Origin of the sequence: Bartonella sp. JB63 (assembly GCF_002022665.1) — a bacterium.
Classification (GTDB): domain Bacteria; phylum Pseudomonadota; class Alphaproteobacteria; order Rhizobiales; family Rhizobiaceae; genus Bartonella.
The window spans coordinates 997,885-1,022,740 of sequence record NZ_CP019788.1 but is presented as its reverse complement, the minus strand read 5'-3'; the positions used below and the strand labels follow the sequence as shown (position 1 = coordinate 1,022,740).

The following is a 24,856-nucleotide window of genomic DNA, read 5'->3' as shown; positions in this document are numbered from 1 at the left end:
ATCTATGTTTAGGTTTTAAAGTGCTATGGTAAAAAAGTTTGAATTTGAAAATGCATTTATTTTTTTAAAGGGAGTATATTTATGAAATTCAATTTTAGTGCTCTATTTTTGGCATCAACTTTACTGGTTAACATAAATATGGATGTAATAGCCAAAGAGAATGTAAAGTCTGCAAAAAGTGATTTAGATACTTTAGAGAAAGCTGTTGAAAAAACAGTTCCTCTTTCTCATGTAATAGCAGTGATTGATGGAAAAAATATTACGGCGGGGCAATTGGATGAACTAGCACTCGAAATAAATCCTAATTTAGTTCGTATTCCTGATGAACAACGTCGTGTAACAGTTTTAAAAGCCTATTTAGATATGCAAGCGCTTGCTAAAGCAGCACTAAAGAAGAAAATGGATAAAACAGAAGCTTATGATAAGCGTATGGCAGTAATGCGGGATAATATTCTTCAGCAACTTTATTTTAAAGAAATGATTGTTGATAAGATTGCAGATGCTGATGTGAAAGCTCTTTATGATAAGGAAATTGCTGCTTTACCTAAAGAAGATGAGATTAAAGCGCGTCATATTTTAGTTAAGACAAAAGAAGAAGCGGAAGCAATTATTAATCGTTTGAATAAAGGTGAAAATTTTGAAGAAGTTGCAAAAAAGGACTCAACAGATGGTTCTTCTGCTGTTGGTGGAGATCTTGGTTATTTTAGTCGTGGTCAAATGGTTAAACCATTTGAAGAGGTTGCATTTAATTTGAAAGTCAACGAATATACTAAAAAGCCTGTTGAAAGTCCGTTTGGTTGGCATGTTATTAAGGTAGAAGATCGTCGTTTGAAACAGCCTCCCGTCTTTGATGATGTTAAGGATGTATTGCGTACACAGCTTATAAGAGAACGATATCAAACGCTTATCACTGACTTGCGGAGTGAGGTTGATGTAAAATATCCTGATTCTAATTTTGCAAAACTCATGCAGTCAATTAATGAAAATGGAGCACCATTTTTGGGTGAAACATCCAATTTAGATGGAGGAGAATAATATTTTCCTCTGCTGGGTCTTTTAAAAGACTCAGCAGCTTTATTAAGTTGCATTCAACTGAATTTATGGAAAAGCATATATGGCTGTCAAGATATCGCCTTTGTCACCTAAAAAAATACAAGAGCTTCCAATATTATCCGGTGTGCGGATAGCGACAGCCGAAGCTGGTATTAAATATAAAAACCGTACAGATCTTCTTTTTATTGTGTTTGATGAACCAGCCAACGTAGCAGGTGTTTTTACACGTTCAAAATGTCGGTCTTCTGCAGTAGATCATTGTCGTGCATCGCTTTTTCACGGGGTTGCTAGGGGTCTTGTTGTTAATTCTGGAAATGCAAATGCTTTTACAGGGTATAAAGGTAAGCGGACAACAAATGCAATAGTACATTCTGCAGCCAATACTTTAAAGGCGCAAGAAAATGAAATTTTTATAGCTTCTACAGGTGTTATTGGTGAACCAATGGATGAGGCTTGTATTTTAAATCTTTTGCCTGATATGGCTTTTAAAGCTGAGGAGGGACACTGGTTAGAAGCTGCGAAAGCTATTATGACAACTGATACGTTTCCAAAACTTGCGACACGTCAATTTGATTTTGGGGGGGAGCTTATTACTATTAATGGGATTGCAAAAGGTGCTGGTATGATTGCACCAGATATGGCAACGATGCTTTCTTTTGTGGTGAGTGATGCATCGATTTCTTCAGATATACTCCAAATTATGTTATCAGAAGCTGTTCAGGAAACTTTCAATTCAATTACTGTCGATAGTGATACTTCAACGTCTGATACATTAATGGTCTTTGCAACAGGAAAAGCGAAGGGTTATCTCCCTTGTTTGAAAAGTCAATCTGATCCCCGTTATTTGACATTTACAAAGCACTTGCGTGAGCTTTTGCATGAACTTGCATTACAAGTTGTTTGTGATGGTGAAGGAGCTCGTCATTTAATTGAGGTATCTGTAATTGGCGCTTCAACAAATAGTGCTGCTAAGACTATTGCTCTATCAGTTGCAAATTCGCCACTTGTAAAAACAGCTATTGCGGGTGAAGATGCCAATTGGGGAAGGGTTGTTATGGCAGTTGGTAAAGCAGGTGTTGAAGCAGATCGCGATCGATTGAAAATTTGGTTTGGTGAACATCGTTTGGCTTTCAATGGTGAACGTGATCCTCATTATAGTGAGGAAGCAGTGAGTGCTTATATGAAGGGTCAACACATTAAGATTTGTGTTGATATTGGCCTTGGAAGTGGGAAAGCAACGGTTTGGTCTTGCGATTTAACGAAAGAATATGTTTCGATTAATGGTGATTATAGAAGTTAGTTCATATAACACAAACTTGAATATTTGATATTTATGTACTTTGAGAGAATTACTAGATATTAGTTGTTTATTTTAGGATAGAAATTTACAATAGGAAAAATAATAGTCATCTATTTTTTTGGCCATTAGTATGTATATAAAAAAATCACTTCTTCTTGTTGTTGCATGTGCATTATTAGATCATGATAATCGGGTTTTGCTTGCGCAACGACCTCGAGGAAAATCATTAGCTGGTTTATGGGAATTTCCTGGTGGAAAGATTGAAAAAGGTGAAACGCCAGAGGCATCATTAATTCGTGAATTATTAGAAGAGCTTGACATTCGTGTTCAGCCAAATGATTTATTGCCTTTAACGTTTGCAAGTTATAATTATGAAACCTTTCATCTGTTAATGCCATTATATACTTGTCGTCATTATAAGGGGGTTCCAAAAGGACGAGAAGGGCAAAATTTAGAATGGGTTTTCATTAGTAGTCTTGATAAATATTCTATGCCTGATGCTGATAAGCCATTGATTCAAGCGTTAAAAAATTTGCTGCTTTGATATGTTGATAGAGGAAAAAATATTTATGAACAATAGGGAGCTCTTTTCGCTAATATTTTTTAATTAAGTGATCTTAGTCACTTGGTTTTTTAAACAAGATCTTTGCGATTATTATGAGAATTTCTATATTCTTGAAAATAAATTATTTGATTATTATTGCGTACTTTAATTGTGTATTATTTACGCTGGAATAAAATAAGGAAGTATTCATAAATTTATTTTTTTTTGAAGATATTTTATTTTAGATAAATAATTTTCTTTTTAATTATAAAAAATAATAATACTAGGCATAAGTAATGACATTTAGTTTTTTTATTAATTTAATTTTATTTATTATTTTTTTGTTATGCCTTTTTCATAGCAAGAAAATTAAAAAAAGTCTTACGTTGCACGTTATAATAAGCCTTGTTGCTGGTTTGATTTTTGGTAGTATTTTGCAGATTATTTATAAGGAAGGTAATCCCATTCTATTAGAGTCTGTTGAATGGTTTAACATTGTTGGTAATGGATATATATCGTTGTTAAAAATGATTGTTATGCCATTGGTTTTTGTCTCTATCGTTTCGGCAGTAGCACATTTGCATTCTGTTTATGCTGTTGGCAGGATTGGTATAATAACAATTTCAATACTCCTTTTGACGACATCTTTTTCCGCATTGATTGGTATCTTCGTGGTTAATCTCTTTGGTCTCACTACAAATGGTTTGGTGCATGGAGGAGAAGATATATCGGCTATTCTTGGAAGTCATATGTCTCAGTTTGACAATATAAATATACCAAAGGTGATTTTATCATTTATTCCTCAAAATTTATTTGCTGAATTGATAGGGACAAAGCCTACGTCAATTATTAGTGTTGTTATTTTTTCATCTTTTTTAGGAGCAGCGGTTATTCTTTTAAAAAAGGATGAACCAGATAAAGGAGAAAAGGTTCTTTTATTGATTCAGGTTATACAATCTTTAACTATGCGATTAGTACGTATTGTAATTTCTTTAACACCCTATGGTATTTTTGCACTTATGACTAAGGTGGGAGCAACTTCAAACGTTGCGGATATTTTAAAGTTATTGGCTTTTATTGTCATTTCTTACGTTGGTATTATTCTTATATTTGGAGTTCATATTATATTACTTGGTATATCAGGCATTAATCCATTTCGCTTTTTCAAAAAAGTTTTTCCTGTTTTAACATTTGCCTTTAGCAGTCGTTCAAGTGCTGCTAGTATTCCTTTGAATATTGAGGCACAAACTCAATGGATTGGTGTACCTCAGTCAATTGCCAGTTTTGCAGCTTCCTTTGGTGCGACAATTGGACAAAACGGTTGTGCAGGTCTTTATCCAGCTATGCTTGCGACTATGATAGCACCTTCTGTTGGTATTGATCCTTTTGATCCTATTTGGATAGTTACCCTTGTTGGTGTTGTAACATTAAGTTCGATTGGTGTTGCTGGTATTGGCGGAGGAGCTATTTTTGCTGCGTTGATTGTTTTACCAATTATGGGACTTCCTGTTACTTTGGTCGCTGTATTAATTTCTATTGAACCTCTAGTTGATATGGGACGTACGGCTCTTAACGTAAATGGTTCAATGTTGGCTGGAACTATAACAAGCCAGATATTATGTACAACAGATAAAAGTATTTTTGAGAAATAATTTTCATATTAAGGCTATTGCTTTTTCCTGTTTGTTTCGATTGTTTTTTCAGTGTAGCCTCTATTACCTATTAAAAATTTTATCTCTTTATACAACATAAGATGTAACGTCTTACAAATTTGCATATTGTTTAAAAATCATAATTTTACCGTAAAACTGAATTTTATTAGAGTCTTAGAACTACCAAATTTCGATACTTTTGAAAGTTGTCGCATCTTTAGAAATTTTATAATTTTATCATAAATCTAACAATTGCACTTATTTAATTTTCAAATTCAATAAAACTTATTGGAGTTGCTTTTTTTTATATTTCTTTAATCTTTGGGAGCTCTAGTATAATAAAATTTATAATTGTCAGCTATTATATCTTCTTTTGTAACTTTATATTTTGGATAACAGTTTTTATGTATAAAAGGAAATACTGCTATTTTTTCTTTTTACAAAACAATAATTACAAGATTATAGCAGAACCACTTACTTCAATAGCTATTTTAAGTTGTTATTTCTTAGCTTGATAAAAATTTACTATGATTATAAAATTCTACTGTTCAGTAAAAAATATTGTTTAGTATAATTTTCTAGCTAGCTTATAAATTCAGGTTTCACTACCAAACATTTTTAGAGCTGACGTGAATCAAAAAATTTCTTTAAAGGCTTTTTAGTTATTCAAAAGGGAAATATTTATTATCAGATCCTTATGTCACATTTACTGCGAATAAAAACTTCTAAATTATAACCTCAGTTAAGGCTCTGCATTATTTAAATCAGCAATTTCTAATCATAAAGCAAGATTAATGTTAATTATTATCTTATAATTTAAAACTTGTGGTAAAATTAAAATTAAGTAATAGTCGAATAATCTGTTGTTTTGTTTATTTGTTTCAAAATTCATCAAAAAATTCTTTTCTTAAGATGCATGGTAGGGATAATTTTACATCATAACAATATTTCAACAGTCAATTATAATCTCAATAGTCAATAAATTAAACATCTATTCTCAATAGTTTATTGAACAAATTCTAATCAAGGGCATATCAATTGAAGTATGTTTTTACTTTTTTTAGAGACTCTTTAACAAGAGACTCTTTAATTAAGCTATTCGCTCGCTCAGCGTTTAATTCTTTTATAAGAAGGGTATTTGCAGCAGAAACTGCTAAATCAATGGCAGATAAAGCAACCATTCGCACTGCATTAACTTCTGCTTGAGCAATTTTCTGTTCCGCTAATCTATTACGACTTTTTATATATTCTTCTGTTTTTGCGCGAGTTTCAATAAGAATAACTTCAATTTCACGTTGAGCCTCAGCAATAATCTCTTGCATTTCTTTTTCTATTTCCAGATTTCTACGCTGATATTCAGCAAGTATTTCCTGTGCCTCTTCACGAAGACGAAGAGCTTCATCAAGCTCATCCTTAATACGTTTTGCACGCATATCAAGCTTACGTATCAATATAGCTGGAACTTCAAAATAGATTAAAAGAGCTAAAAAAAGAACTAATCCAATAAAAGCCCAAAATGTATCAGTCATTTTTGTGATCCTTAATGACGTACAGCCTTAACAGCTGAGCTGACAGATTTTTTACTAACATCAACATCAATTAATTTCTTAACGATTTCAAAAGCAATTTCTTCTGCGATTAAACCAACATTCTGCATTGCTTTATTTTGAATTTCTTTAATTTTATCTTCAGATTTTTTTAACTTTTTCTCTAAATCTTCTTCAATTTTTTTTCGTTGAAGATCAGCTTTTATTTTGATGTCATTACGCTCTACCTGTATTAAAGCTTTTGCTTCTAAACGAGTCTTTTCTAATTTTTTTTCATAGAGTTTAACTACAGTATCTGCTTCCTGTTTCAGACGCATTGCCTGATCTAAATCAGATACAATCCGATCTCGACGTGTTTCAATAACACCACCGATACGTGGTACTATTACACGAGAAATGAAAAGATAGAAAAATCCAAAAGAAATTGCTAGCCAAAGAAAATGTGAACCAAAATACATAAAATCGAACGGTGGAAAAGCGCGACTTGTATGCTCTGTAATACTATTAAACTCTACTTCATTACCATGATACTCAGGCATCTCAGTATCTTCATGATCAAACTCTGATTCATCATCAAAACGTTCTGGCATTTTAGTATTTTTTGCATCATCGCTAGAAATCAACATTTAATTTTCCTTCGAAATAATCATTCTGATTCTATTAATAAAAGCCTTTGATGAGCAATAACTCACTTTATTTATTAAGAGTTAAAATTATGTCTGTTCTCAATCAATCGATAAAACAGACATGGTTTTTAGAAATGATTAAACTGCAAAAAGAAGCAAAAGGGCAATAAGCAGTGAAAAAATACCTAAAGCTTCTGTTACAGCAAAACCAAATACTAAACGACCAAATTGACTATCTGCTGCTGATGGGTTTCGTAAAGCACCAGAAAGGTAGCTTCCAAAAATATTTCCAAGACCGAGTGCGGTTCCAGCCATACCGAAGCAAGCAAGACCGGCACCAATATATTTTGCTGCAAGTACTAATTCCATATTATTCTCCTTTGAAGTGAAATTGCATAATTTGACGAAAATCCGTCGGTTTCAATGCCCTGGATGGATTGCATCATTGATATACATACAAGCTAAAACTGTAAAAACATAAGCTTGAAGAAAAGCAACTAAAAATTCAAGAGCAGTAATTGCTACAGTCATAGCAAGTGATAAAATCGCACCGCCTAAACCTATGATTCCAATCCCAACCATTGAAACAATGAAGCCAGAAAATACTTTAAGCGTAATATGACCTGCAAGCATATTAGCAAACAGACGAAATGAAAGACTAATAGGACGAGACAAAAAAGAAATAACCTCAATTATTGTAACCAAAGGTAGAACGATAATAGGAACACCACTGGGAACAAAGAGTTTTAAAAAATTTAATCCATGTTTATAAAAACCATACCCAATTACTGTCAAGATTACCAACATCGCTAATGAAAAAGTAATCACAATCTGAGAAGTAATTGTATAAAAATAAGGGAATAAGCCAATAAAATTGGCAACAAGAACAAAAACGAATAATGAAAAAACTAAAGGAAAAAATTTCATTCCTTGTGTGCCAGATGATTCTCGCAAAGTTGATGCTACAAATTCATAAATCATTTCGGAAATAGATTGCATCCGCGTTGGAACTAACCGACGACTTGATGATGAAATAAAAAGAAACGTTGAAGATAGAACAACCGTCAAAACGATAAAGAACGATACATTTGTGAAAGACAAATCCATATTTCCAATAGAAATATTAATCAGTCGTGAAATCTCAAATTGATGAATAGGATCGGGAGCGTGCGATGTCACTTTTAAACCTCTCTATTATCTTCTTTATTTTTTTGCAAAGCACCACGTTGTTCTAATCGGCTGGGAGCAATATATTTTACAGATCGAAGAATACTTAATGTACCAGCAACAAATCCAAGAAAAAGAAAAAATACTAATCCCCATGGTAATGAACCTAATAATTTGTCAAATCCAAATCCTAAAACAGCTCCCACAATAATATTTGCCAGAAATTCACTCGACAACTTAACAACATATGCCATTTTTTTTTGTTGTTCTTCTCCTTCAACTTCAGATTGTTCCTCCTTTAACACTTTTTTACTGATGAAAGCTAACTCTAAATTGCTGCTACGACGCTCTAAATCTTCTGATTGAAGAGAAGAAACTCGTTTGTGTTTTTGTTTTTCAATATCCCTTTTTGGCATATCGGGTCCATCGCCCTTCGCCATAATTGGCTCCTTAATTAATAACAAGGTTACAATATACTTTACCAGGTCTTGTGTAGCATATTGCTGTCAGATTTATTCGTCAAGTCCTCAAAAGAGGTCTAACACAAAGATTTTATAGATAAATAAAAACACCTAAAATTTATTTTATTGCTTAGAAATCTAATATACATTAAATTTTCAAAGATTTGCAAATACTTGTTTTTTAAACAATTAAGTGACCAAATGTCGGTTTTTAATTTTATAAAATTTAACAATTACTCAATATCTGAAGGAAAATTACTTTTTTATACGTTCTGCAAAAGGATTATCAGATGTTCGCAAAGATAAACGAATTGGTATACCTTGCATATCAAATTTATCTCGCAGTCCGTTAGAAAGGTAACGCAAATATGATTGAGGTATTTCTTCCGATCGCGAACAAGAAATCACAAATCCAGGAGGACGTGTCTTAATTTGTGTTATGTATTTAATCCTAAGTCGACGTCCGGAAACAACTGGTGGTGGATAATTGACAATCATTGTTTTAAGCCAACGGTTAAGCTTTCCTGTAGAAATACGACGATTCCATACACGATGCATCATCATGATATTTTCCATCAATTTATCAATCCCTTGACTATACTGACCTGATAAAGGGACAGCTCTCAAGCCTTTCACTTGAGGAAGAAGACGAGTACATTTTTCATATAAAGTAGTTAACGCTTCATGGTGATTTTCAATAAGATCCCATTTGTTAAAAGCAATTATAGGAACACGCCCTTCACGAATCACAAGATCAGAGATTTGTAAATCTTGCTTTTCAAAAGATGCAGTTGCATCAAAAACAATCACAACGACTTCGGCAAAACGGATTGCTTGTAAAGAATCTACAACAGAAAGTCTTTCTAATTTTTTTTGAACTTTTGATTTTCGACGCAGACCTGCAGTATCAAAAAGTTTAATACAACGATTATTCCATTCCCAATCTACGGAAATAGAATCGCGAGTAATACCAGCTTCAGGTCCTGTCAGTAAACGATCTTGCCCTAACATGCTATTGATAAGTGTTGACTTCCCTGTATTTGGACGACCAACAATTGCTACGCGAATGGTTTTTTTTTCATCGTAAACAGGATCTTCTTCTACTTTGTCATCAATATTATCATTAATAGATGAAATCTGTGTAGCAGTAATATGAGCATTTTCTTTTTCTTTCTGCAGATCAAAAACTTTGTCTGCACCAATAGCATCTACAATAGCATCACGAAGGTCTGAGAAACCTTGACCATGTTCAGCAGATACTGGGCAAGGCTCACCCAACCCTAATGACCATGATTCGTATTCTCCTGCTGTCGCTGTTTTTGACTCAGATTTATTGGAAACGAGCACAATTGGTTTTCCTGATTTGCGAATAAGTGAAGCAAAATCTAAATCACTAGACGTTATCCCACTCTTAGCGTCAAGCACAAATAAAATGAGATCTGCTTCATCAATGGCAATCTTTGTTTGGGAACGCATACGACCTTCAAGTGTATGGTTATCTGCTTTTTCTAAACCAGCTGTATCAATGACATTAAAGTGCAGATCTTGAAGTTTAGCTGGATGTATGCGTCGATCACGAGTTACACCCGGTTGATTATCAACCAGAGCCAGCTTTTGCCCAACCAAACGATTAAATAGTGTCGATTTTCCAACATTAGGTCGACCAACTATAGCAATGGTAAGGCTCATCAATTTATTCCTTGTTTATTTTTCCACTCGCTCGAATAAGATCAAGCATAATTTTTGCTCTATCTGTTACTTTAAATCCTAGAGCGCTCTCTTCAACAATTTTCTGGAAATAATAAATTGCATTGTCCATTTTATCAGCTTTATAAGCAGCTAAGCCTAAGGCTTCTCTTGCAGACATGCGCATAGGATCAATATCATTGGCCATATCCTTAACACGCTGTATCACATCATCTAATGTTCCTATATCAACTAAAATATAAGCTGCCCGAATTTTTGCAACTTTCCGCAAAATCTGCGGTGCTTTTTCATCAGCTGCAATCATATCAAACATTTTTACTGATTTAACAGCATCACCTCGTTCCATCCACAGAGAAGCTTCACGTAAATTAGCAAGAAAAGGATATCCACCAAAATCAGATTTTTTAACACTTTCTAAGTGCTTAATCGCTTCATCGAAATGATGTTCATCCGCTAAATCAAGGCTTTTTATAAATGTATCACCAACATTGCTGGCTTTACTCATCTGCTGCTGCTGATAAATTTGATAGAAAGCTATCATCAAAATAAAAACAATAATTACCCCAATGATTAAAAAACCATAACGTTTCCAAAAAGCGTAAAATTTTTCTTGACGAATTTCTTCATTAACTTCATAAATAAAATTATCATTTGTCATATATTCTACCTTGAAAAAAAATTATTATGCGCTTTTACATAGAATGAATAAAGTTAATAATCTTAATCAACAAAAAATTCTATAATTTCAGTTGATGAAATTAGAGTGAGTGTTTATTTTCATCGATTGAATTTTTTAATTATATACCACTTAAAATCGATCTAAAATCTGTTGATTAGTATTACAGCTTTGATATTTTACCTTATATAAAAGTGTGAAAACTATTTTTAATACCCTCATTTATTGATACTCAATTGATTACTCATTCAAATATAATACAGGTTATTTAATTCTTATTATTTTTTATAATAGCTCTGTAATGTTAAAGTATAACATCTAAGAGAAGATAATTTCATATAAATAATTATCTTTTGAGTATTTATTTTATAGGTCTATATAATTTCAATAATATTATTAAATCTCTCTTTTTTATCTACATGAACTTTTCTACAACTCACATCTAAATTTAAGAGTATTCTATTGCAGTGGCCAAACCCACATTAACATAGGAACAGCAACGATTGCTATTAATATAGCTAATGGAATACCAAAACGTGGATAATCACTAAAACGGTAACCACCTGGACCCATCACTAACATATTGCATTGATGTCCAATAGGTGTAAGAAAATCACATCCAGCACCTATCGCGACAGCCATTAGAAAAGCTTCAGGTTTATAATGAAGAGAATGAGCAAAACTTGATGCGATTGGTGCTATCACCATTACTGTTGCGGCATTATTTAAAAATGGTGTCACCAACATTGCCGTAATTAAAATGAGTGCCAATGCTCCAGATGGTGGTAAAAATACAGCCAATTGACTTAGCCAATGACCAATTAAATTTGTACATCCTGTTTTCTCTAATGCTTCACTCACTGGAATAAGAGCTGCTAATAATACTAATATTTGACCATCTAGAGTTTGATATAAATTCCGTGCCGGAAGAACGCGAAAAATAACCATTGCAACGGCGGCTGCAAAGAAAGATAACGCAGCTGGAATAATCTGGAAAGCTGTTAAAGCAATTGCTATAAATAAAATAGACAAAGCTGCAAGACTATGCCGTAAATTACCAAACATAATATTACGTTTTGCTAATGGTAGACATTTCAATTCCCGTAGTAAATTTGGAATCACTACATCTTGCCCTCGTAAAACAATAACATCTCCAAGACGAAAAATGATATCACTAAGCCTTCCCCGAACCCTTTCATGTTGACGACTTAATGCAAGAAAACTAACATCATAACGCTCAAAGAGTGAAAAATTTTTAGCACTAATGCCAATAAGAGGTGAGTCATGTGCGATAACTGCTTCAATAATATCAAGATCATTGTCTTTGTCGTTGGTAGATATGACACGGCCGGTAAAAAATTCCAAACGGTAAGAATTAATAACAATATCTAACCCCTTGTGCGACCCCTCCAACAAAACAATATCTCCCTCAGAAAAAACAAAATCGGGCAATGGAGAAATAAATACTTGGTTTCTAACCACCTGAATAACCATAACTTCGCCATTTGATGGTTTAACAAGGTCAATAATGGTTTTACCAATAATCGGAGAACAAGCTGGAATATGTATTTCTGAAACATAATTACGTATATCAATAGCATCATCAAATGATACATCTGAATGTGCACGGATAGGTAAACGCCAAGAAAAAAACACCAAATATAATACTCCAGAGGCGGCAACTGCTATGCCGACTGGCATAAAATCAAACATGGTAAAGGGGGCTCCTGTTAAACGCTCTTGCATAGCTGAAATAACAATATTAGGAGATGTGCCTATCTGTGTCATAAGACCACCCAATAAAGAACCAAATGCCATTGGCATTAAAAATACTGATGGTGTGACCTGAGAACGTCGAGCAAACTGAAAAGCTATCGGAAGCATGATAGCCAAAGCACCAATGTTTTTCACAAATGTTGACAAGAATACTACAGAAAGAACTAAAAAAGCTAGTTGAAGCCGTACAGATTTCACATCAGGCCATATATGTTGAATAATCAATTCCATTACACCAGAGCGTGATACAGCTGCACTAACTACAAATACGCTACCGACAATAATGACGATATCATTATTGAAACCGCTAAACGCCTCTTTTGGACTAACAAGACCTACTGTACAGGCAATCAATAATGTACAAACAGCAACAATATCATAACGAAATCGGTCCCAAATAAAAACAATCATCATGAGACAAATCATAGAAAAAGCCATTATTTGATCTTCTGTCATGACATCCATCTCTCCCTATTAACTTAGAATGATTGCAAAGCACATATTGTTTTTAACTGTTCCTGTCATTAGAAACAAGATCAAACCAAATATGGCTACAATTGAATAGGTGATTAAAAATATGAATAGTTGATTAAAAATGATCAAAAGATAATATAAAGCTAATATTTAGCATATACTTTATCATAGTTTTTGCAGAAAATGAAACTAAAGAAAATTGGTGATAGTTAATAAAAGTTTATTGAAAAAAAGATGATAATAACTCTACATGCATGCAAAATGCAAAAGGGGTAAAAATCGATAATTGTTTAATAGATATTACAGTGTATTTGTAATTGTAGGGGAATTTATCTAAATTTTTGCATTATGGATTATAAAATCGAAAGAAAAATGATGGCCAATTTTAGTAGTCAGTATCAAAACAAACAAAAAAACGGGTTGATATATATCATTCGATTTATCGCTATTTTTGTTATCATATTCGTTGGGGGATTTTATATAGCAAAGCCTTATCTTGATAACTTTGTGAAAAAAGAAATGGCTCGTCATTCTATCGATGTTGAGACATCGGAAGTTAGTATTATAGGAAAAGTTAACTTAACTAATATTATTCTCCCAACCCCTAAAGGTATATTACTTAAAATTGGCTCTATTTCAGCTCGTCCTCCTATTACCTTCATTCCAGGAACTTTCAAACTTTATAATATTGATTTAAAATACAATAATATTCATTTACAAATACCCAAAATATCTATCGATAATGTATTTTTAAAGGAAAGAGATATCACAATTAAATCTCTTATTTTGCAGTTGCTTATGCGTCTTCATATCACATCAGTTTTTGCTCCAGACATGTTTCTTTTCATAAACAGTGGAAATAAATCAGCTGAAAAAATCAACATAAAGAACTTTCAAATTTCTGATTTTAAAAATGGGCGCATTCGTTCTATTGGTATCGACAATATGATAACGAATATAAATCTTGTATTAACCTCTGCAAATGACGCTCAGGAAGTACGTCTGATAGCTAAAAGTGATGAAATGAAAGCTTATAATATCAATATTGATTATGCCCACTCTATCATTTTTGGTACAAGTAAAACAAAGAAAAGCAAGACCGTTATTGGTTCCATTACACTCGATAATATAATAGTCGATATTTTTGGAGGAAGCAACAAAAATACCTCTTTCTCTCTTGGTAAGTTTAAAACTTCTTGTCTTAAAATGAAACCGATGGAACGTTCCCCTGAGAAACTTATCAAGGCCTATCTTAATGCAAGAGAGACAAATAATCAGGAAGATGTAAAAGCCGTAAGAAATGACGCTCTCTTAAATAGTTTTTCAGCTATAACATCTATTGATGTTACCATTAATAAAGCAGAAATTAATATGCCGCAGCTTAAAACAAAACTTGAATCATTTGAATTGAGACCAAGTCAATGGCAGCAATCCATACCTCAAAAACTTTTACTTTCTCTCAATGGTTTTTCAATTTTATCTAAAAAAATGGAAAAAAAGGACTTAGATTTTCTTAGAAAAATAAATTTTGAAGATTTGAATCTTTCAGGAAAAATTGATATTTCATACAATGAAGAAGAACGTACACTTTTGCTAAATACGATATCTTTTAATATGAAGGATATCGGGTCTGGGAGTATATCAGCGAAAATAATTAATATTGATAAAGCATTCTTCTCAGGTCAAAAAGATACAATGATTATTGCTTCTCAGGATTTTAGCGTACCTGAAATTGATATGAATTATAAAGATACTGGTTTCATTGATAAATTTTTCTCTTATCTTGCACAAAATTTCGGTGATCATGATTATAATCTCAAAGAAGAGCTTTATGATTATTTTTATCTACTTGTAACCAAAAGTTTGAAAATTTTATTAAAAGATCACGATGAAGCTGAAAATATTTCAAAATCCTTTGGAGATTTTGCTAAAAATCCACAAACATTAAAGATTAAAATGAGAGCAAAAGATAACAAAGGTCCTACAGCTATCGATTTTAAAAATATTTTGCAAAATGATTTATCAAATATTTTAAATAAAATGAGTTTAACCGTCAAAAATGAAGCATCTTTTTAAAAAAATAATTAGTTTTAAATCATTTAGTTATAAATTAAAGGTGATCGTTCCTCTTTTCATCTTTATATGATACTATGAGAAGTATCACGAAGATAATCTGTAAACAAAAATATATATTAGCAAAATTGTTGATATTTGGAGTTGTTTTATGCCTAATGTGTCATCAAACCGCTTACCCAATCGTGTTTCTGTTGTAACCAATCGAGCACTTTCTGCTATTGAAGGTTTTCTTCATATAGAAGCTCTAAGTGGTATTATTCTGTTAATTGCAGCAGCAGCAGCTCTCATTTGTGCCAATTCTAAATATACTTCTCTTTATGAAGCACTTTGGCATACATCTCTTGGTTTTAATTTTGGACATTTAAATCTTTCATGGGATCTGCACTTTTGGGTTAATGATGTCCTTATGACTATATTTTTTCTTGTAGCGGGTATGGAAATTCGGCGAGAAATTCATGAAGGAGCTCTTGCAAACTTCAGGCAAGCAGTTTTACCAATTGTTGCGGCAATAGGAGGAGTTTGTCTTCCTGCTATTATTTATCTTAGCTTCAATTTAAATGGTGGGTATACGTATGGTTGGGCGACACCAACTGCTACTGATATTGCTTTTGCCCTAGGGATTCTTGCCCTTCTTGGAAAAGCAATCCCCTCCAATCTTCATATCATTCTTTTATCATTAGCTATTATTGATGATATCATCGCTGTTTTAATTATTGCTTTTTTCTATTCAACCAGCTTGGATCCTAGTGGTTTAGTTATTGCTGTAACAGGTATTGTATTGGTTTTATTTTTTCAATGGATTGGATTTGCATCGGCATGGCTTTATATTATGCCGGGTGCAATTATTTGGTGGGGCTTAATGGTAACAGGAGTGCATCCATCACTTTCTGGTGTAATTTTAGGCATGATGACTCCAGTTTTTCCTACCCGTCATCTTGTAGCTCCACTTACAATGCTCAGCAATGCAGTAAAATCTCTTCAAGAAAAAAATACTACCAAAGATCTGCATCATATTTCAATTACATTAAAAAAAGTACGTAAAGGACAACGTGATATGATTGCGCCTGTAATTCGTGTTCAAAAAGCGCTACATCCATGGGTAGCGTACGGTATAATGCCAACTTTTGCTTTTGCAAATGCTGGCGTTAGTTTTGCAAATTTCGATCTTTCTTCTGGTAAATCATTTCTAATTGTTCTCGGTATTATTATTGGTTTATTTGTTGGTAAACCACTTGGTATTATTACTGCTAGCTATCTTGCTGTAAAATCGGGTCTTTGCCGTCTTCCACCTAACATGACGTGGGGAGGAATATTACTGATTGGATTTTTAGCAGGTATTGGCTTTACAATGTCTATATTTGTTTCAATGCTTGCTTTTAAAGATATTGTTCAACTTGATTCTGCAAAAATTGGTGTACTTTGTGGGTCTGGTCTATCTGCTTTTATCGGCCTTGGATATGGCCTCTTTTATATCAAAAAAAGTAAAAAACATATGATAAATCCAAATAAAGAAAATGATGATTAAGTCTTAACCGAACCTTTAAAAATAGGGTTGGTTTATTTAGATTAATTTTCTCATAATTGTAAAAATATAATAATTATTTTTCATAATTGAAAGAATAATTGCATTATATGTAATAATAATTCAATTTACAGATTACATAAAATTTAAAAAATTACCAAGCATGTAGAACATAATAAGAATAAAATTCAATCCCTATATTTTACTTAATTTGGCAAATAATTCGATCACATTATACCTCACAATTCGAGTTATATATTTTTATAGTGTAAGACAGGAAAGGTGTGATAGTTTTACGCTTTTTAAAATTGTCGCATATATCCACGAATCACTCAGAAAATAATAATACATGTGTTAAACATTAAACAGAGAATACATGTTTTTCTTTCATCAAAGACTTATTTTGTATAATTTACGATTACTCGACATGTGTAAATACATTTTGTTATTCTAGAGATTTTTAAGATAGAAAATGCTTATTCTTTGTCGAGGTTATAAATGCCATGTAACGTTTTAACCGCGAGTTCAGTATAAGCGCTATCGATCAGAACGGAAATCTTAATCTCTGAAGTAGTGATTGCCTGAATATTAATACCTTTTTCAGCTAAAGCCTTAAATGCTGTAGCCGCAACACCTGCGTGGCTACGCATTCCGATCCCAATAATTGAAATTTTTGCAAGATCACTTTCAGATTGGATAACATCAAATCCAATTTTTTTACGATTTTTTTCAAGAAGTATAACTGCTCTCTCTACATCTGCTGAAGGTACTGTAAAAGTCATATCAGTTTTCGAACCATCTTCAGAAGTATTTTGCACAATCATATCAACATTAATATGCTCTTCGGCTAAAGGGCAAAAAATTGCTGCAGAAATACCTGGATGATCTGCAAGTCGGCGTAACGAAATTTGTGCTTCATCTTTAGCAAAGGCAATACCAGTAACAGTTTTTTGTTCCAAAATTTCATCCTCACTACAAATAAGTGTTCCAAGGGCAGTAATCAGATTGTTCATACAAACAGCATTGGGATCCTCAAAACTTGAGCGTACAAAAATACGAACTTTATGCACCATAGCCAGTTCAACAGAACGAACCTGCAAAACTTTTGCTCCAAGAGAAGCCATTTCAAGCATTTCTTCAAAAGCTACTTTTGATAAACGGCGTGCTTTGGGCTCGATACGAGGATCGGTTGTATAGACACCATCTACATCTGTATAAATATCACAACGATCAGCTTTTAAGGCTGCTGCTATTGCAACGGCACTTGTATCTGATCCACCACGTCCTAATGTAGAAATTCGATTATTTGGAGCTAAACCCTGAAAACCAGCTATAACTGCCACTTGCCCTTTCTGAAGACGTTGTATCAAAGTAGATCCATCAATATCTGTAATTCGTGCACTACCATGAGCATCATCAGTATGAATAGGAATTTGCCAACCAAGCCATGAACGTGCATTTATTCCCATTGACTGAAGTTTAATAGCTAATAAACCCGCTGTTATCTGTTCACCAGAAGCAACAACGACATCATATTCATAAGCATCATTTAATGGTGCAATATCACGTGTCCATTGAACAAGTTTATTGGTTGTACCAGCCATTGCTGATACCACCACTGCAACTTCATTCCCTGCATCTACTTCTCTTTTAACATGCTGTGCAACATTATGAATATATTCAATGTTTGCTACAGATGTTCCACCAAATTTCATGACAATACGCATTATTTATAACACTCTTATGATTTTTTTTAAGTAACAATAAGCATAAAGCTTTGTGCTGCTGCATCAAGTTTCCATTTTGACATAAACAATATCTATCATTTTCACAAGTCTGACATGTTTATGTTAATTTGAGCTTGACTTTAGAAAGAATTCACATGACTTGATAAGTCAAATAAAAGGAGAGCGATATGATAAATGAGATGCCTACAACAATTGATCAGAGTGAAATTGATCATTTTTCGCGTATTTCTGCTGAGTGGTGGGATCCACAAGGAAAATTTCGACTACTTCACAATTTCAATCCAACACGCCTTGCATATATCAAAGAAAAAATCTGTTTGGCATTTGATCGTAATCCTATTTCACTTATGCCTTTTGAGGGTTTGAAAATTCTTGATATTGGTTGTGGAGGTGGTTTGTTATGCGAGCCAATGGCACGCCTTGGAGCAACTGTAATAGGAGTTGATGCTGCTCAAACGAATATTGAAGTCGCAAAAATCCACGCAATGGAAGGTGGTCTTTCAATTGATTATCGCACTACTACTGCAGAAGCCCTTGCAAGTGCAGGTGAACAATTTGATGTAATCCTTAATATGGAGGTTGTTGAACATGTTATGAATGTTGATCTTTTTATAGAGGTTACGGCTAAAATGCTTAAGCCACAAGGACTCATATTTGTTGCAACACTAAATCGCACATGGAAAGCATGGGGGCTTGCCATTGTAGGTGCTGAATATATTTTAAAATGGCTTCCTAAAGGGACACATGACTATAAAAAATTTCTAAAACCTCAAGAACTTAAAAAATTATTGTGCACAAATTCTTTAGCTATCATTGATGAAATTGGTATTACTTATAATCCATTAACTGATAGCTGGAACCCCTCACGCGATATGGATGTTAATTATATACTTCTTGCAAAACGGCCTTAATGAACACATTATAGCAAGCAGTTGTTAAGCATCTTTCAGTAGAGAATCAAGCTTTCCTTCAGTATCTAAAGCATAAAGATCATCACATCCCCCAACATGATAATCTCCTATAAAAATTTGTGGGAATGTATTACGCCCATTTGCTCGTTGCACCATTTGTTGGCGAAGAGAAGTTGATGCATCAATATCAATGTATTTTACTCCTTTTTGATCAAGCAAAGCACGCGCTTTTATGCAATAAGGACAGTTAGGACGTGTATAAAGTGTGATTTCTTTCATGATATTCTCCAATGGTTTTTATGTAATACGCTTTAAATAAATTCCCAATAATAAGGCAAAGTAAAATTGTCTTTTAAGACACGCGAAAATGTCAATACATTAACCTTTTGTGCACCTGCATGTTTTAATGTTTTAGCTGCTACAGTAACCGTTACACCTGTTGTCAAAACATCATCAACAAGCAAAATAGAGCGTCCTTTTAGATGCGTTTTAACTTCACTAGGTACCTTAAAAGCATTTTGCATATTCATTTTTCGTTCTTTGGCATATAAACCAACCTGTGGGCGTGTGTGTCGGTAACGGACAAGCCAGCCAGGTTTGAAAGGTTTTTTCTTTTTTTCTGCAATATAGCGAGCAAGTTCAGCAGATTGATTATAACGTCTCACAAAAAAACGACGAAAATGTAAAGGAATAGGAATAATAAAGTCGCAATCATTAATAATTTCATGTCCAGCAAGTATCATCGAATTCGCCATAAAAGATACTAATTCTAAACGGTCACCATATTTCAATTGTTTTGCTAAAGTTCGCGCTAAACCTTTATGAACAACAGCTGAGCGTAAAGACGAAAAGGGAGGAGGATTCTGAATAGCTTCACCGCTAAGAAAGCCTTCTCCCATATCGTACGCAAAAGGAGTTCCCATAATAGGACAGTAGGGTTTTGTGATGAATTGAAGATCTTTCCAACAGCCAGGACAAATAATCCCATAATCGGAAACAATTTTTGCACATCCATAACAAATTGGTGGATACAAAATTGTTATTAAACGCTTGATTAATTTATTCAATATATCACCAATAATCAAAAAAGTATCTTCAAATTATTTTAAATAAAGTTATTAATTACTATAAATAATTCGCAAAAATTCTTTTATATCTTAAAAGAATAAAATTTAATTTTTTAACTCCTCTATTCTTTTTTGAAATTATTTTTTTTGTATTATAAAATTCATATAGCGTGTATGAAATAATCCTATTATAAATCATATAATCTCAAAATTAAAAGTGCTAAAAGTACTATAAGATATGTCTCCTCCTTTGATCTTTGATTACAATTGTATTGAACAATTTCGTCAACGTGCTTTTAAAAGAGCAAAAAAAGGGTGTGATTTTTTGCTTTCTTATGTGGTTGATGATCTCCACAAACGTCTCAATGCTGTTAATCGTAATTTCATATTGGCCTTAGATTTACATGGTCATACAGGTCTTGCAGTGCAAACTTTAAAAAAATCTGGTAAAATAGGTTCTATAGAACGTGTTGAAACCAATATTCTTTACCAAAATTACGACAATCCATTTCATTTGCGTCATCGAGAATTGCTTGATTTTCCTCAGCATTACTGTGATCTTATTGTTTCACTTCTCTCCTTACAGTTGACTAATGATATTCCTGGTGTTCTCAGTCAAATAAAAAATATCCTTAAACCAGATGGCTTATTTCTTGCTGTTATGACTGGAGCTGGTACGTTAAGGGAATTGCGTGAAAGTTTAATGCAAGCTGAAAACGAAATTTACGGTGGTGTTAGCCCAAGGATTTATCCCTTTGCAGATATTCGTGATGTAGGAGCTCTCTTACAGCGTGTGGGTTTTGCTATGCCCGTAGTAGATGTTGAAGATATCACTATACGCTACAATAGCATGTTTGATCTTATGCGTGATCTTAAAGCTATGGGAATGCAAAATGCACTTCTTAGTCGCTCCCGACGTCCTGTATCAAAGCGATTTTTCTATCTCGCTGATGAAATTTATGCAAAAAAATTCAGTGATCCCGACGGTCGTATTCGTGCGCATTTCTCTTTCATTTGGCTCTCTGGTTGGGCTCCTGACCCAAAGCAACAGAAACCCATACCTCCAGGATCTGCTCAAATGTCTCTTGTAGATTTTTTAAAAAAATAATATTCTGATATATAAAGATAATCTATTATTTTTTTCATACTAAATTAAAAGTCGAAAAAAATAACACTTTCTTATTTTGAAGCAAACAAAACTACTTATTTGCATGTCATTAAACAATTGATAGAGAAGTAGAATTATTTGAGTTATTATTTTTATGGCTTTTATTTTAAGACATTTAGTGTAGAAAGTACTAAAAATAAAAGAGATGCATCGTGTTTTTACTTAGAAGTGCATTAGATTTTAGACTGTAATTTCGAGAAATCTGCAACGTTTTGTGTAATTATGCGAATACATTCAAGAAGAGCAAGACGATTAGCTCGAATATTTATATTGCTATCATTTACAAATACTTTTTCAAAGAATGCGTTAATAGGCTTTTTGAGGAGTACTAAGCTATTCAATGTAGATGATAATTCTTTTACATGAATATGATCAGCAAGCTTTTTTTCTATTTCAATTGTTGTTTGATAGAGCTGTTTTTCTTCTGTTTCAATAAAAAGCTCAGGTCTAACTTCGTTTATTATTATCGTTCCGTTTTTTGTTTCATTTTCAAGAATATTGATAGCGCGTTTTACTGCAATTAAAAGGCTGTTCCCATCATTGGTGTTGATAAAGGAGGTAAGTGCTTCAACTCGGCGCACAATTAATAAAATATCATCGGCATCTTTTGTTAAAACAGCTTCAACAATATCATGGTGCGCGCCTTCATCTTTGAGATAACCTTTTAGTCGTTCATGAAAAAATGCTAATAAATCTAATACAATATTTTCCGTTTTTTCTACAAATATATTTTGAAGTTGTGTAACTTTTGTTTCAGATGTTGCGTACTGAATTTTTTGTTGTAATAAAAAATTCATTGCCTGATGAAAAAGCGGCATAAGGCTTATTTTCCAATTATTTAGAAGAATAAGCTTGATAATTCCCAATGCTGCTCGTCTTAATGCATAAGGGTCTTTTGAACTAGTTGGTTTTTCATTAATGAACCAAAAACCAGCTAGCGTATCAATTTTATCAGCTAATGCAACTGTTATAGCAATAGGTTCACATGGGATACGATCTTTAGGTCCCAGAGGCTTATAGTGGTCTTCAATGGCTTCAGCTACACGCGAATCTTCTCCTTGAAGTAATGCACATTTTCGTCCTATCAACCCTTGCAGTTCAGGAAATTCACCAACAATTTCTGTTTGTAAATCAGCTTTTGCTAATACTGCTGCACGTTTAGCCAATATAGAATCTGCTTGTATTAAAGGTGCAATTGTTTGTGTTAAAGCAACAATTCTTTCTACTCTTGCACCTTGTGTTCCTAATTTAGCATGGAAAGTAACATTCAAATAATCAAGATTTGCTATTCGTTGATCGAGAGGTTTATTTAAATCAAGATCGAGTTTTTTAGCAGAAGATTCTAAATGCTTAATATTGGGTAAATTACACTGATCTGTTTGCCAAAAATAGAGTGCATCAGAAAGACGGGCATTTACGACTTTACTATTTCCCTTAGAAATTTCTATTCCTTTGTCACTGGCAAGAATGTTGGCAACAAGAATGAAATAGTTAGAGAGTTTGTTCTTTTCACCTCGTTTGCGTGTTACAAAGCATTTTTGATGAGTTTGAATGGTCAAACGAATAATTTCTGGGGGAATATTGAGAAAAGTTTTATCAAAGGTACCCATGAGTACAACAGGCCATTCAACGAGTCCTGAAACTTCTTCCAAAAGAGTCTTATCTTCAACTAATTCCAAGCCATTTGCAAAGCAAAGATTTTGAGCATCTGCTAAAATAATATTTTTTCGTCTCTCCGCATCTAAGATAACTTTATGGTTTTCAAGTTGTGTTACATAGTCATCAAAACGGCGTACCTCGATAGGTTTTCCATTACTTAAGAAGCGGTGACCATAGGTTAAGTTATTACTTTTTAGGGAACCAACTGTAAATGGAATAATGTGTGTTTCACCAATTGCTGATCCAAAAACACAAAGAATGTTTTGTAAAGATCGTATCCATCTTAAGGCACCACTTTTAGATGACTCTTGCCCCCAACGCATAGATTTTTTCCATGGGAAATTACGAATAATATCAGGTAAAATATCTGCAATGATTTCTTCGGCTAAACGACCTTTTTTGGTTGTTTTGGCAATATAAAAGTCGCCCTTTTTATTATCATGTATAATGTCTACTTTGGAAATATCATTTAGACCTGTAGCGCGTAAAAAAGCATCAATAACTTGTTTTGGTGATTGTACATTAGGTCCTTTACGTTCTTCATGAACATCTGGCGAACTTTTGGAAAGACCGCGTATATTTAATGTTAACCGACGAGGTGTCCAATATTCACAGGCTGCTTTATAAGTTAAGCCTGCATTAACAAGTTTATCTGTAACACATTTTTTAAGATCAGAAGCAGCTCTGCGCTGCATGTGAGCAGGGATTTCTTCACTAAAGAGTTCAAGCAGGAGATCGGGCATTATACATCTCCGTTTTTTGATATATTACCAGCTTCGGTTAATAAGAAGGCTTCACCGCAGCGGCGTGCAAGATCGCGAACACGAAGAATATAACTTTGTCGTTCAGTAACAGAAATAACACCACGTGCTTGTAAGAGATTAAAGATATGGCTTGCTTTAATACATTGGTCGTAAGCTGGAAAGACGCATAAATGGGACCTATTCTCTTTTTTTGGCTTTCCAGCATCAAGAAGTGCGATGCATTCACGTTCTGCGTTAATGAACTGTTGTTGCAAAAGGTTGATATTAGCAAATTCAAAATTATAATGTGAATATTCTTGTTCTGCCTGTAGAAAAATATCACCATAACTTATTCGGTTTGCACCATCTAAGCCGTTAAAATTAAGATCGTAAACATTACTGACATCTTGAATATACATTGCTAATCGCTCAAGCCCATAGGTGATTTCTCCTGAGACTGGAGAACATTCAATGCCGCATACTTGTTGAAAATAAGTGAATTGAGAAACCTCCATTCCATCGCACCAACATTCCCATCCAAGTCCCCAAGCACCAAGTGTTGGACTTTCCCAATCATCTTCAACAAAGCGGATATCATGGAGCTTCATGTTAAGGCCGATAGCTTGTAGAGAGCCGATATAAAGTTCTTGTAAATTTGGAGGAGAAGGTTTAAGGAGCACTTGAAATTGGTAATAGTGTTGTAAACGGTTAGGATTTTTACCATATCGCCCATCCGTTGGGCGTCGAGTAGGTTGGACATAAGCTGCTTTCCAAGGGCGTGGACCTAATGAACGTAGTGTTGTAGCTGGATGAAAAGTTCCAGCCCCTACTTCCATGTCATAAGGTTGCAAAATTGCACATCCATGCTGAGCCCAGTAATTTTGAAGGCTTAAAATAAGTCCTTGAAAAGAGCATGTGGAATTTAAATTTGAAGGTGGGTTCACTCTTTGAATACCATTTTAATGTTTAACCGATAATA

21 protein-coding genes are annotated in these 24,856 nt (G+C 33.6%); 8 read left to right on the top strand and 13 right to left on the bottom strand.

Annotation, left to right across the window (positions count from 1 at the left end):
• The first annotated feature begins 81 nt into the window (after window positions 1-81).
• From BJB63x_RS04510 to BJB63x_RS04495, 4 genes are all read left to right on the top strand, one after another.
• Window positions 82-1,035: a peptidylprolyl isomerase gene (locus tag BJB63x_RS04510; RefSeq protein WP_078719179.1), complete on the top strand. Its 954-nt coding sequence runs from the start codon at window positions 82-84 to the stop codon at window positions 1,033-1,035.
• Window positions 1,036-1,114: 79 nt separating this feature from the next.
• Window positions 1,115-2,353 (top strand): bifunctional glutamate N-acetyltransferase/amino-acid acetyltransferase ArgJ, encoded by a 1,239-nt coding sequence (argJ, locus tag BJB63x_RS04505; RefSeq protein WP_078719657.1) that lies wholly within the window; start codon window positions 1,115-1,117, stop codon window positions 2,351-2,353.
• Window positions 2,354-2,483: 130 nt separating this feature from the next.
• Window positions 2,484-2,897 (top strand): 8-oxo-dGTP diphosphatase MutT, encoded by a 414-nt coding sequence (gene mutT, locus BJB63x_RS04500; protein ID WP_078719178.1) that lies wholly within the window; start codon window positions 2,484-2,486, stop codon window positions 2,895-2,897.
• 296 nt (window positions 2,898-3,193) lie between these two features.
• Window positions 3,194-4,549: an L-cystine transporter gene (locus BJB63x_RS04495; protein ID WP_078719177.1), complete on the top strand. Its 1,356-nt coding sequence runs from the start codon at window positions 3,194-3,196 to the stop codon at window positions 4,547-4,549.
• A gap of 1,034 nt (window positions 4,550-5,583) precedes the next feature.
• On the opposite strand, the gene BJB63x_RS04490 is transcribed toward BJB63x_RS04495, so the two are convergent.
• From BJB63x_RS04490 to BJB63x_RS04455, 8 genes are all read right to left on the bottom strand, one after another.
• The gene (locus tag BJB63x_RS04490) at window positions 5,584-6,078 is read right to left on the bottom strand and encodes a F0F1 ATP synthase subunit B (RefSeq protein WP_078719656.1); all 495 of its coding nucleotides are present in this window, start codon (window positions 6,076-6,078) and stop codon (window positions 5,584-5,586) included.
• Between the two features lie 11 nt (window positions 6,079-6,089).
• Window positions 6,090-6,635 (bottom strand): F0F1 ATP synthase subunit B, encoded by a 546-nt coding sequence (locus tag BJB63x_RS04485; RefSeq protein ID WP_078719553.1) that lies wholly within the window; start codon window positions 6,633-6,635, stop codon window positions 6,090-6,092.
• Between the two features lie 225 nt (window positions 6,636-6,860).
• Window positions 6,861-7,091, bottom strand: coding sequence for a F0F1 ATP synthase subunit C (locus BJB63x_RS04480; RefSeq protein WP_006589457.1), 231 nt, complete (start codon window positions 7,089-7,091; stop codon window positions 6,861-6,863).
• Window positions 7,092-7,142: 51 nt separating this feature from the next.
• On the bottom strand, window positions 7,143-7,901 hold the full coding sequence (locus tag BJB63x_RS04475) for a F0F1 ATP synthase subunit A (protein ID WP_078719175.1): 759 nt from the start codon (window positions 7,899-7,901) through the stop codon (window positions 7,143-7,145).
• Between the two features lie 2 nt (window positions 7,902-7,903).
• A complete protein-coding gene (locus BJB63x_RS04470; protein WP_078719655.1) occupies window positions 7,904-8,329 on the bottom strand; it encodes an AtpZ/AtpI family protein in 426 nt (141 codons plus the stop codon).
• Window positions 8,330-8,605: 276 nt separating this feature from the next.
• On the bottom strand, window positions 8,606-10,039 hold the full coding sequence (gene der, locus BJB63x_RS04465) for a ribosome biogenesis GTPase Der (RefSeq protein ID WP_078719174.1): 1,434 nt from the start codon (window positions 10,037-10,039) through the stop codon (window positions 8,606-8,608).
• Window positions 10,040-10,043: 4 nt separating this feature from the next.
• A complete protein-coding gene (locus tag BJB63x_RS04460; protein ID WP_078719173.1) occupies window positions 10,044-10,715 on the bottom strand; it encodes a DUF2659 family protein in 672 nt (223 codons plus the stop codon).
• A gap of 477 nt (window positions 10,716-11,192) precedes the next feature.
• Window positions 11,193-12,965, bottom strand: coding sequence for an SLC13 family permease (locus BJB63x_RS04455; RefSeq protein WP_078719552.1), 1,773 nt, complete (start codon window positions 12,963-12,965; stop codon window positions 11,193-11,195).
• A 393-nt stretch (window positions 12,966-13,358) separates the two neighbouring features.
• Here BJB63x_RS04455 and BJB63x_RS04450 point away from each other — a divergent pair, with 393 nt between their 5' ends.
• On the top strand, window positions 13,359-15,059 hold the full coding sequence (locus BJB63x_RS04450) for a hypothetical protein (RefSeq protein WP_078719551.1): 1,701 nt from the start codon (window positions 13,359-13,361) through the stop codon (window positions 15,057-15,059).
• A gap of 148 nt (window positions 15,060-15,207) precedes the next feature.
• Window positions 15,208-16,584, top strand: a complete 1,377-nt coding sequence (gene nhaA / locus BJB63x_RS04445; protein ID WP_078719654.1) for a Na+/H+ antiporter NhaA — start codon at window positions 15,208-15,210, stop codon at window positions 16,582-16,584.
• Window positions 16,585-17,057: 473 nt separating this feature from the next.
• Here the strand turns inward: nhaA and BJB63x_RS04440 are convergent, their stop codons facing one another.
• Window positions 17,058-18,311, bottom strand: coding sequence for an aspartate kinase (locus tag BJB63x_RS04440; protein ID WP_078719171.1), 1,254 nt, complete (start codon window positions 18,309-18,311; stop codon window positions 17,058-17,060).
• Between the two features lie 185 nt (window positions 18,312-18,496).
• Here BJB63x_RS04440 and ubiG point away from each other — a divergent pair, with 185 nt between their 5' ends.
• Complete coding sequence (gene ubiG / locus BJB63x_RS04435; RefSeq protein WP_078719170.1) at window positions 18,497-19,240, top strand: bifunctional 2-polyprenyl-6-hydroxyphenol methylase/3-demethylubiquinol 3-O-methyltransferase UbiG; 744 nt, start codon at window positions 18,497-18,499, stop codon at window positions 19,238-19,240.
• Between the two features lie 24 nt (window positions 19,241-19,264).
• Here ubiG and grxC read toward each other — a convergent pair whose 3' ends face one another.
• Both grxC and BJB63x_RS04425 read right to left on the bottom strand, forming a co-directional pair.
• Window positions 19,265-19,519 (bottom strand): glutaredoxin 3, encoded by a 255-nt coding sequence (grxC, locus tag BJB63x_RS04430; RefSeq protein ID WP_078719169.1) that lies wholly within the window; start codon window positions 19,517-19,519, stop codon window positions 19,265-19,267.
• A 32-nt stretch (window positions 19,520-19,551) separates the two neighbouring features.
• Entirely contained in the window at window positions 19,552-20,307 is a 756-nt protein-coding gene (locus BJB63x_RS04425; RefSeq protein ID WP_236823847.1) for a ComF family protein, read from the bottom strand.
• Between the two features lie 238 nt (window positions 20,308-20,545).
• Here BJB63x_RS04425 and BJB63x_RS04420 point away from each other — a divergent pair, with 238 nt between their 5' ends.
• On the top strand, window positions 20,546-21,415 hold the full coding sequence (locus BJB63x_RS04420) for a methyltransferase domain-containing protein (RefSeq protein ID WP_078719168.1): 870 nt from the start codon (window positions 20,546-20,548) through the stop codon (window positions 21,413-21,415).
• A 233-nt stretch (window positions 21,416-21,648) separates the two neighbouring features.
• Here BJB63x_RS04420 and glyS read toward each other — a convergent pair whose 3' ends face one another.
• Both glyS and BJB63x_RS04410 read right to left on the bottom strand, forming a co-directional pair.
• A complete protein-coding gene (glyS, locus tag BJB63x_RS04415; protein ID WP_078719167.1) occupies window positions 21,649-23,877 on the bottom strand; it encodes a glycine--tRNA ligase subunit beta in 2,229 nt (742 codons plus the stop codon).
• On the bottom strand, window positions 23,877-24,821 hold the full coding sequence (locus BJB63x_RS04410; RefSeq protein WP_078719166.1) for a glycine--tRNA ligase subunit alpha: 945 nt from the start codon (window positions 24,819-24,821) through the stop codon (window positions 23,877-23,879). The genes glyS and BJB63x_RS04410 overlap by 1 nt, the downstream gene beginning before the upstream one ends.
• Between the last annotated feature and the right edge of the window lie 35 nt (window positions 24,822-24,856).

Excerpts from the sequence above, each read along its gene's own strand:
- argJ (WP_078719657.1), top strand. The coding sequence starts at position 1,115 with ATGGCTGTCAAGATATCGCCTTTGTCACCTAAAAAAATACAAGAGCTT.
- BJB63x_RS04495 (WP_078719177.1), top strand. The coding sequence starts at position 3,194 with ATGACATTTAGTTTTTTTATTAATTTAATTTTATTTATTATTTTTTTG.
- glyS (WP_078719167.1), bottom strand. The coding sequence starts at position 23,877 with ATGCCCGATCTCCTGCTTGAACTCTTTAGTGAAGAAATCCCTGCTCAC.
- BJB63x_RS04470 (WP_078719655.1), bottom strand. The coding sequence starts at position 8,329 with ATGGCGAAGGGCGATGGACCCGATATGCCAAAAAGGGATATTGAAAAA.
- der (WP_078719174.1), bottom strand. The coding sequence starts at position 10,039 with ATGAGCCTTACCATTGCTATAGTTGGTCGACCTAATGTTGGAAAATCG.
- mutT (WP_078719178.1), top strand. The coding sequence starts at position 2,484 with ATGTATATAAAAAAATCACTTCTTCTTGTTGTTGCATGTGCATTATTA.
- BJB63x_RS04450 (WP_078719551.1), top strand. The coding sequence starts at position 13,359 with ATGGCCAATTTTAGTAGTCAGTATCAAAACAAACAAAAAAACGGGTTG.
- BJB63x_RS04480 (WP_006589457.1), bottom strand. The coding sequence starts at position 7,091 with ATGGAATTAGTACTTGCAGCAAAATATATTGGTGCCGGTCTTGCTTGC.
- ubiG (WP_078719170.1), top strand. The coding sequence starts at position 18,497 with ATGATAAATGAGATGCCTACAACAATTGATCAGAGTGAAATTGATCAT.
- BJB63x_RS04455 (WP_078719552.1), bottom strand. The coding sequence starts at position 12,965 with ATGACAGAAGATCAAATAATGGCTTTTTCTATGATTTGTCTCATGATG.
- BJB63x_RS04460 (WP_078719173.1), bottom strand. The coding sequence starts at position 10,715 with ATGACAAATGATAATTTTATTTATGAAGTTAATGAAGAAATTCGTCAA.
- grxC (WP_078719169.1), bottom strand. The coding sequence starts at position 19,519 with ATGAAAGAAATCACACTTTATACACGTCCTAACTGTCCTTATTGCATA.
- BJB63x_RS04420 (WP_078719168.1), top strand. The coding sequence starts at position 20,546 with ATGTCTCCTCCTTTGATCTTTGATTACAATTGTATTGAACAATTTCGT.
- BJB63x_RS04510 (WP_078719179.1), top strand. The coding sequence starts at position 82 with ATGAAATTCAATTTTAGTGCTCTATTTTTGGCATCAACTTTACTGGTT.
- BJB63x_RS04485 (WP_078719553.1), bottom strand. The coding sequence starts at position 6,635 with ATGCCTGAGTATCATGGTAATGAAGTAGAGTTTAATAGTATTACAGAG.
- nhaA (WP_078719654.1), top strand. The coding sequence starts at position 15,208 with ATGCCTAATGTGTCATCAAACCGCTTACCCAATCGTGTTTCTGTTGTA.
- BJB63x_RS04490 (WP_078719656.1), bottom strand. The coding sequence starts at position 6,078 with ATGACTGATACATTTTGGGCTTTTATTGGATTAGTTCTTTTTTTAGCT.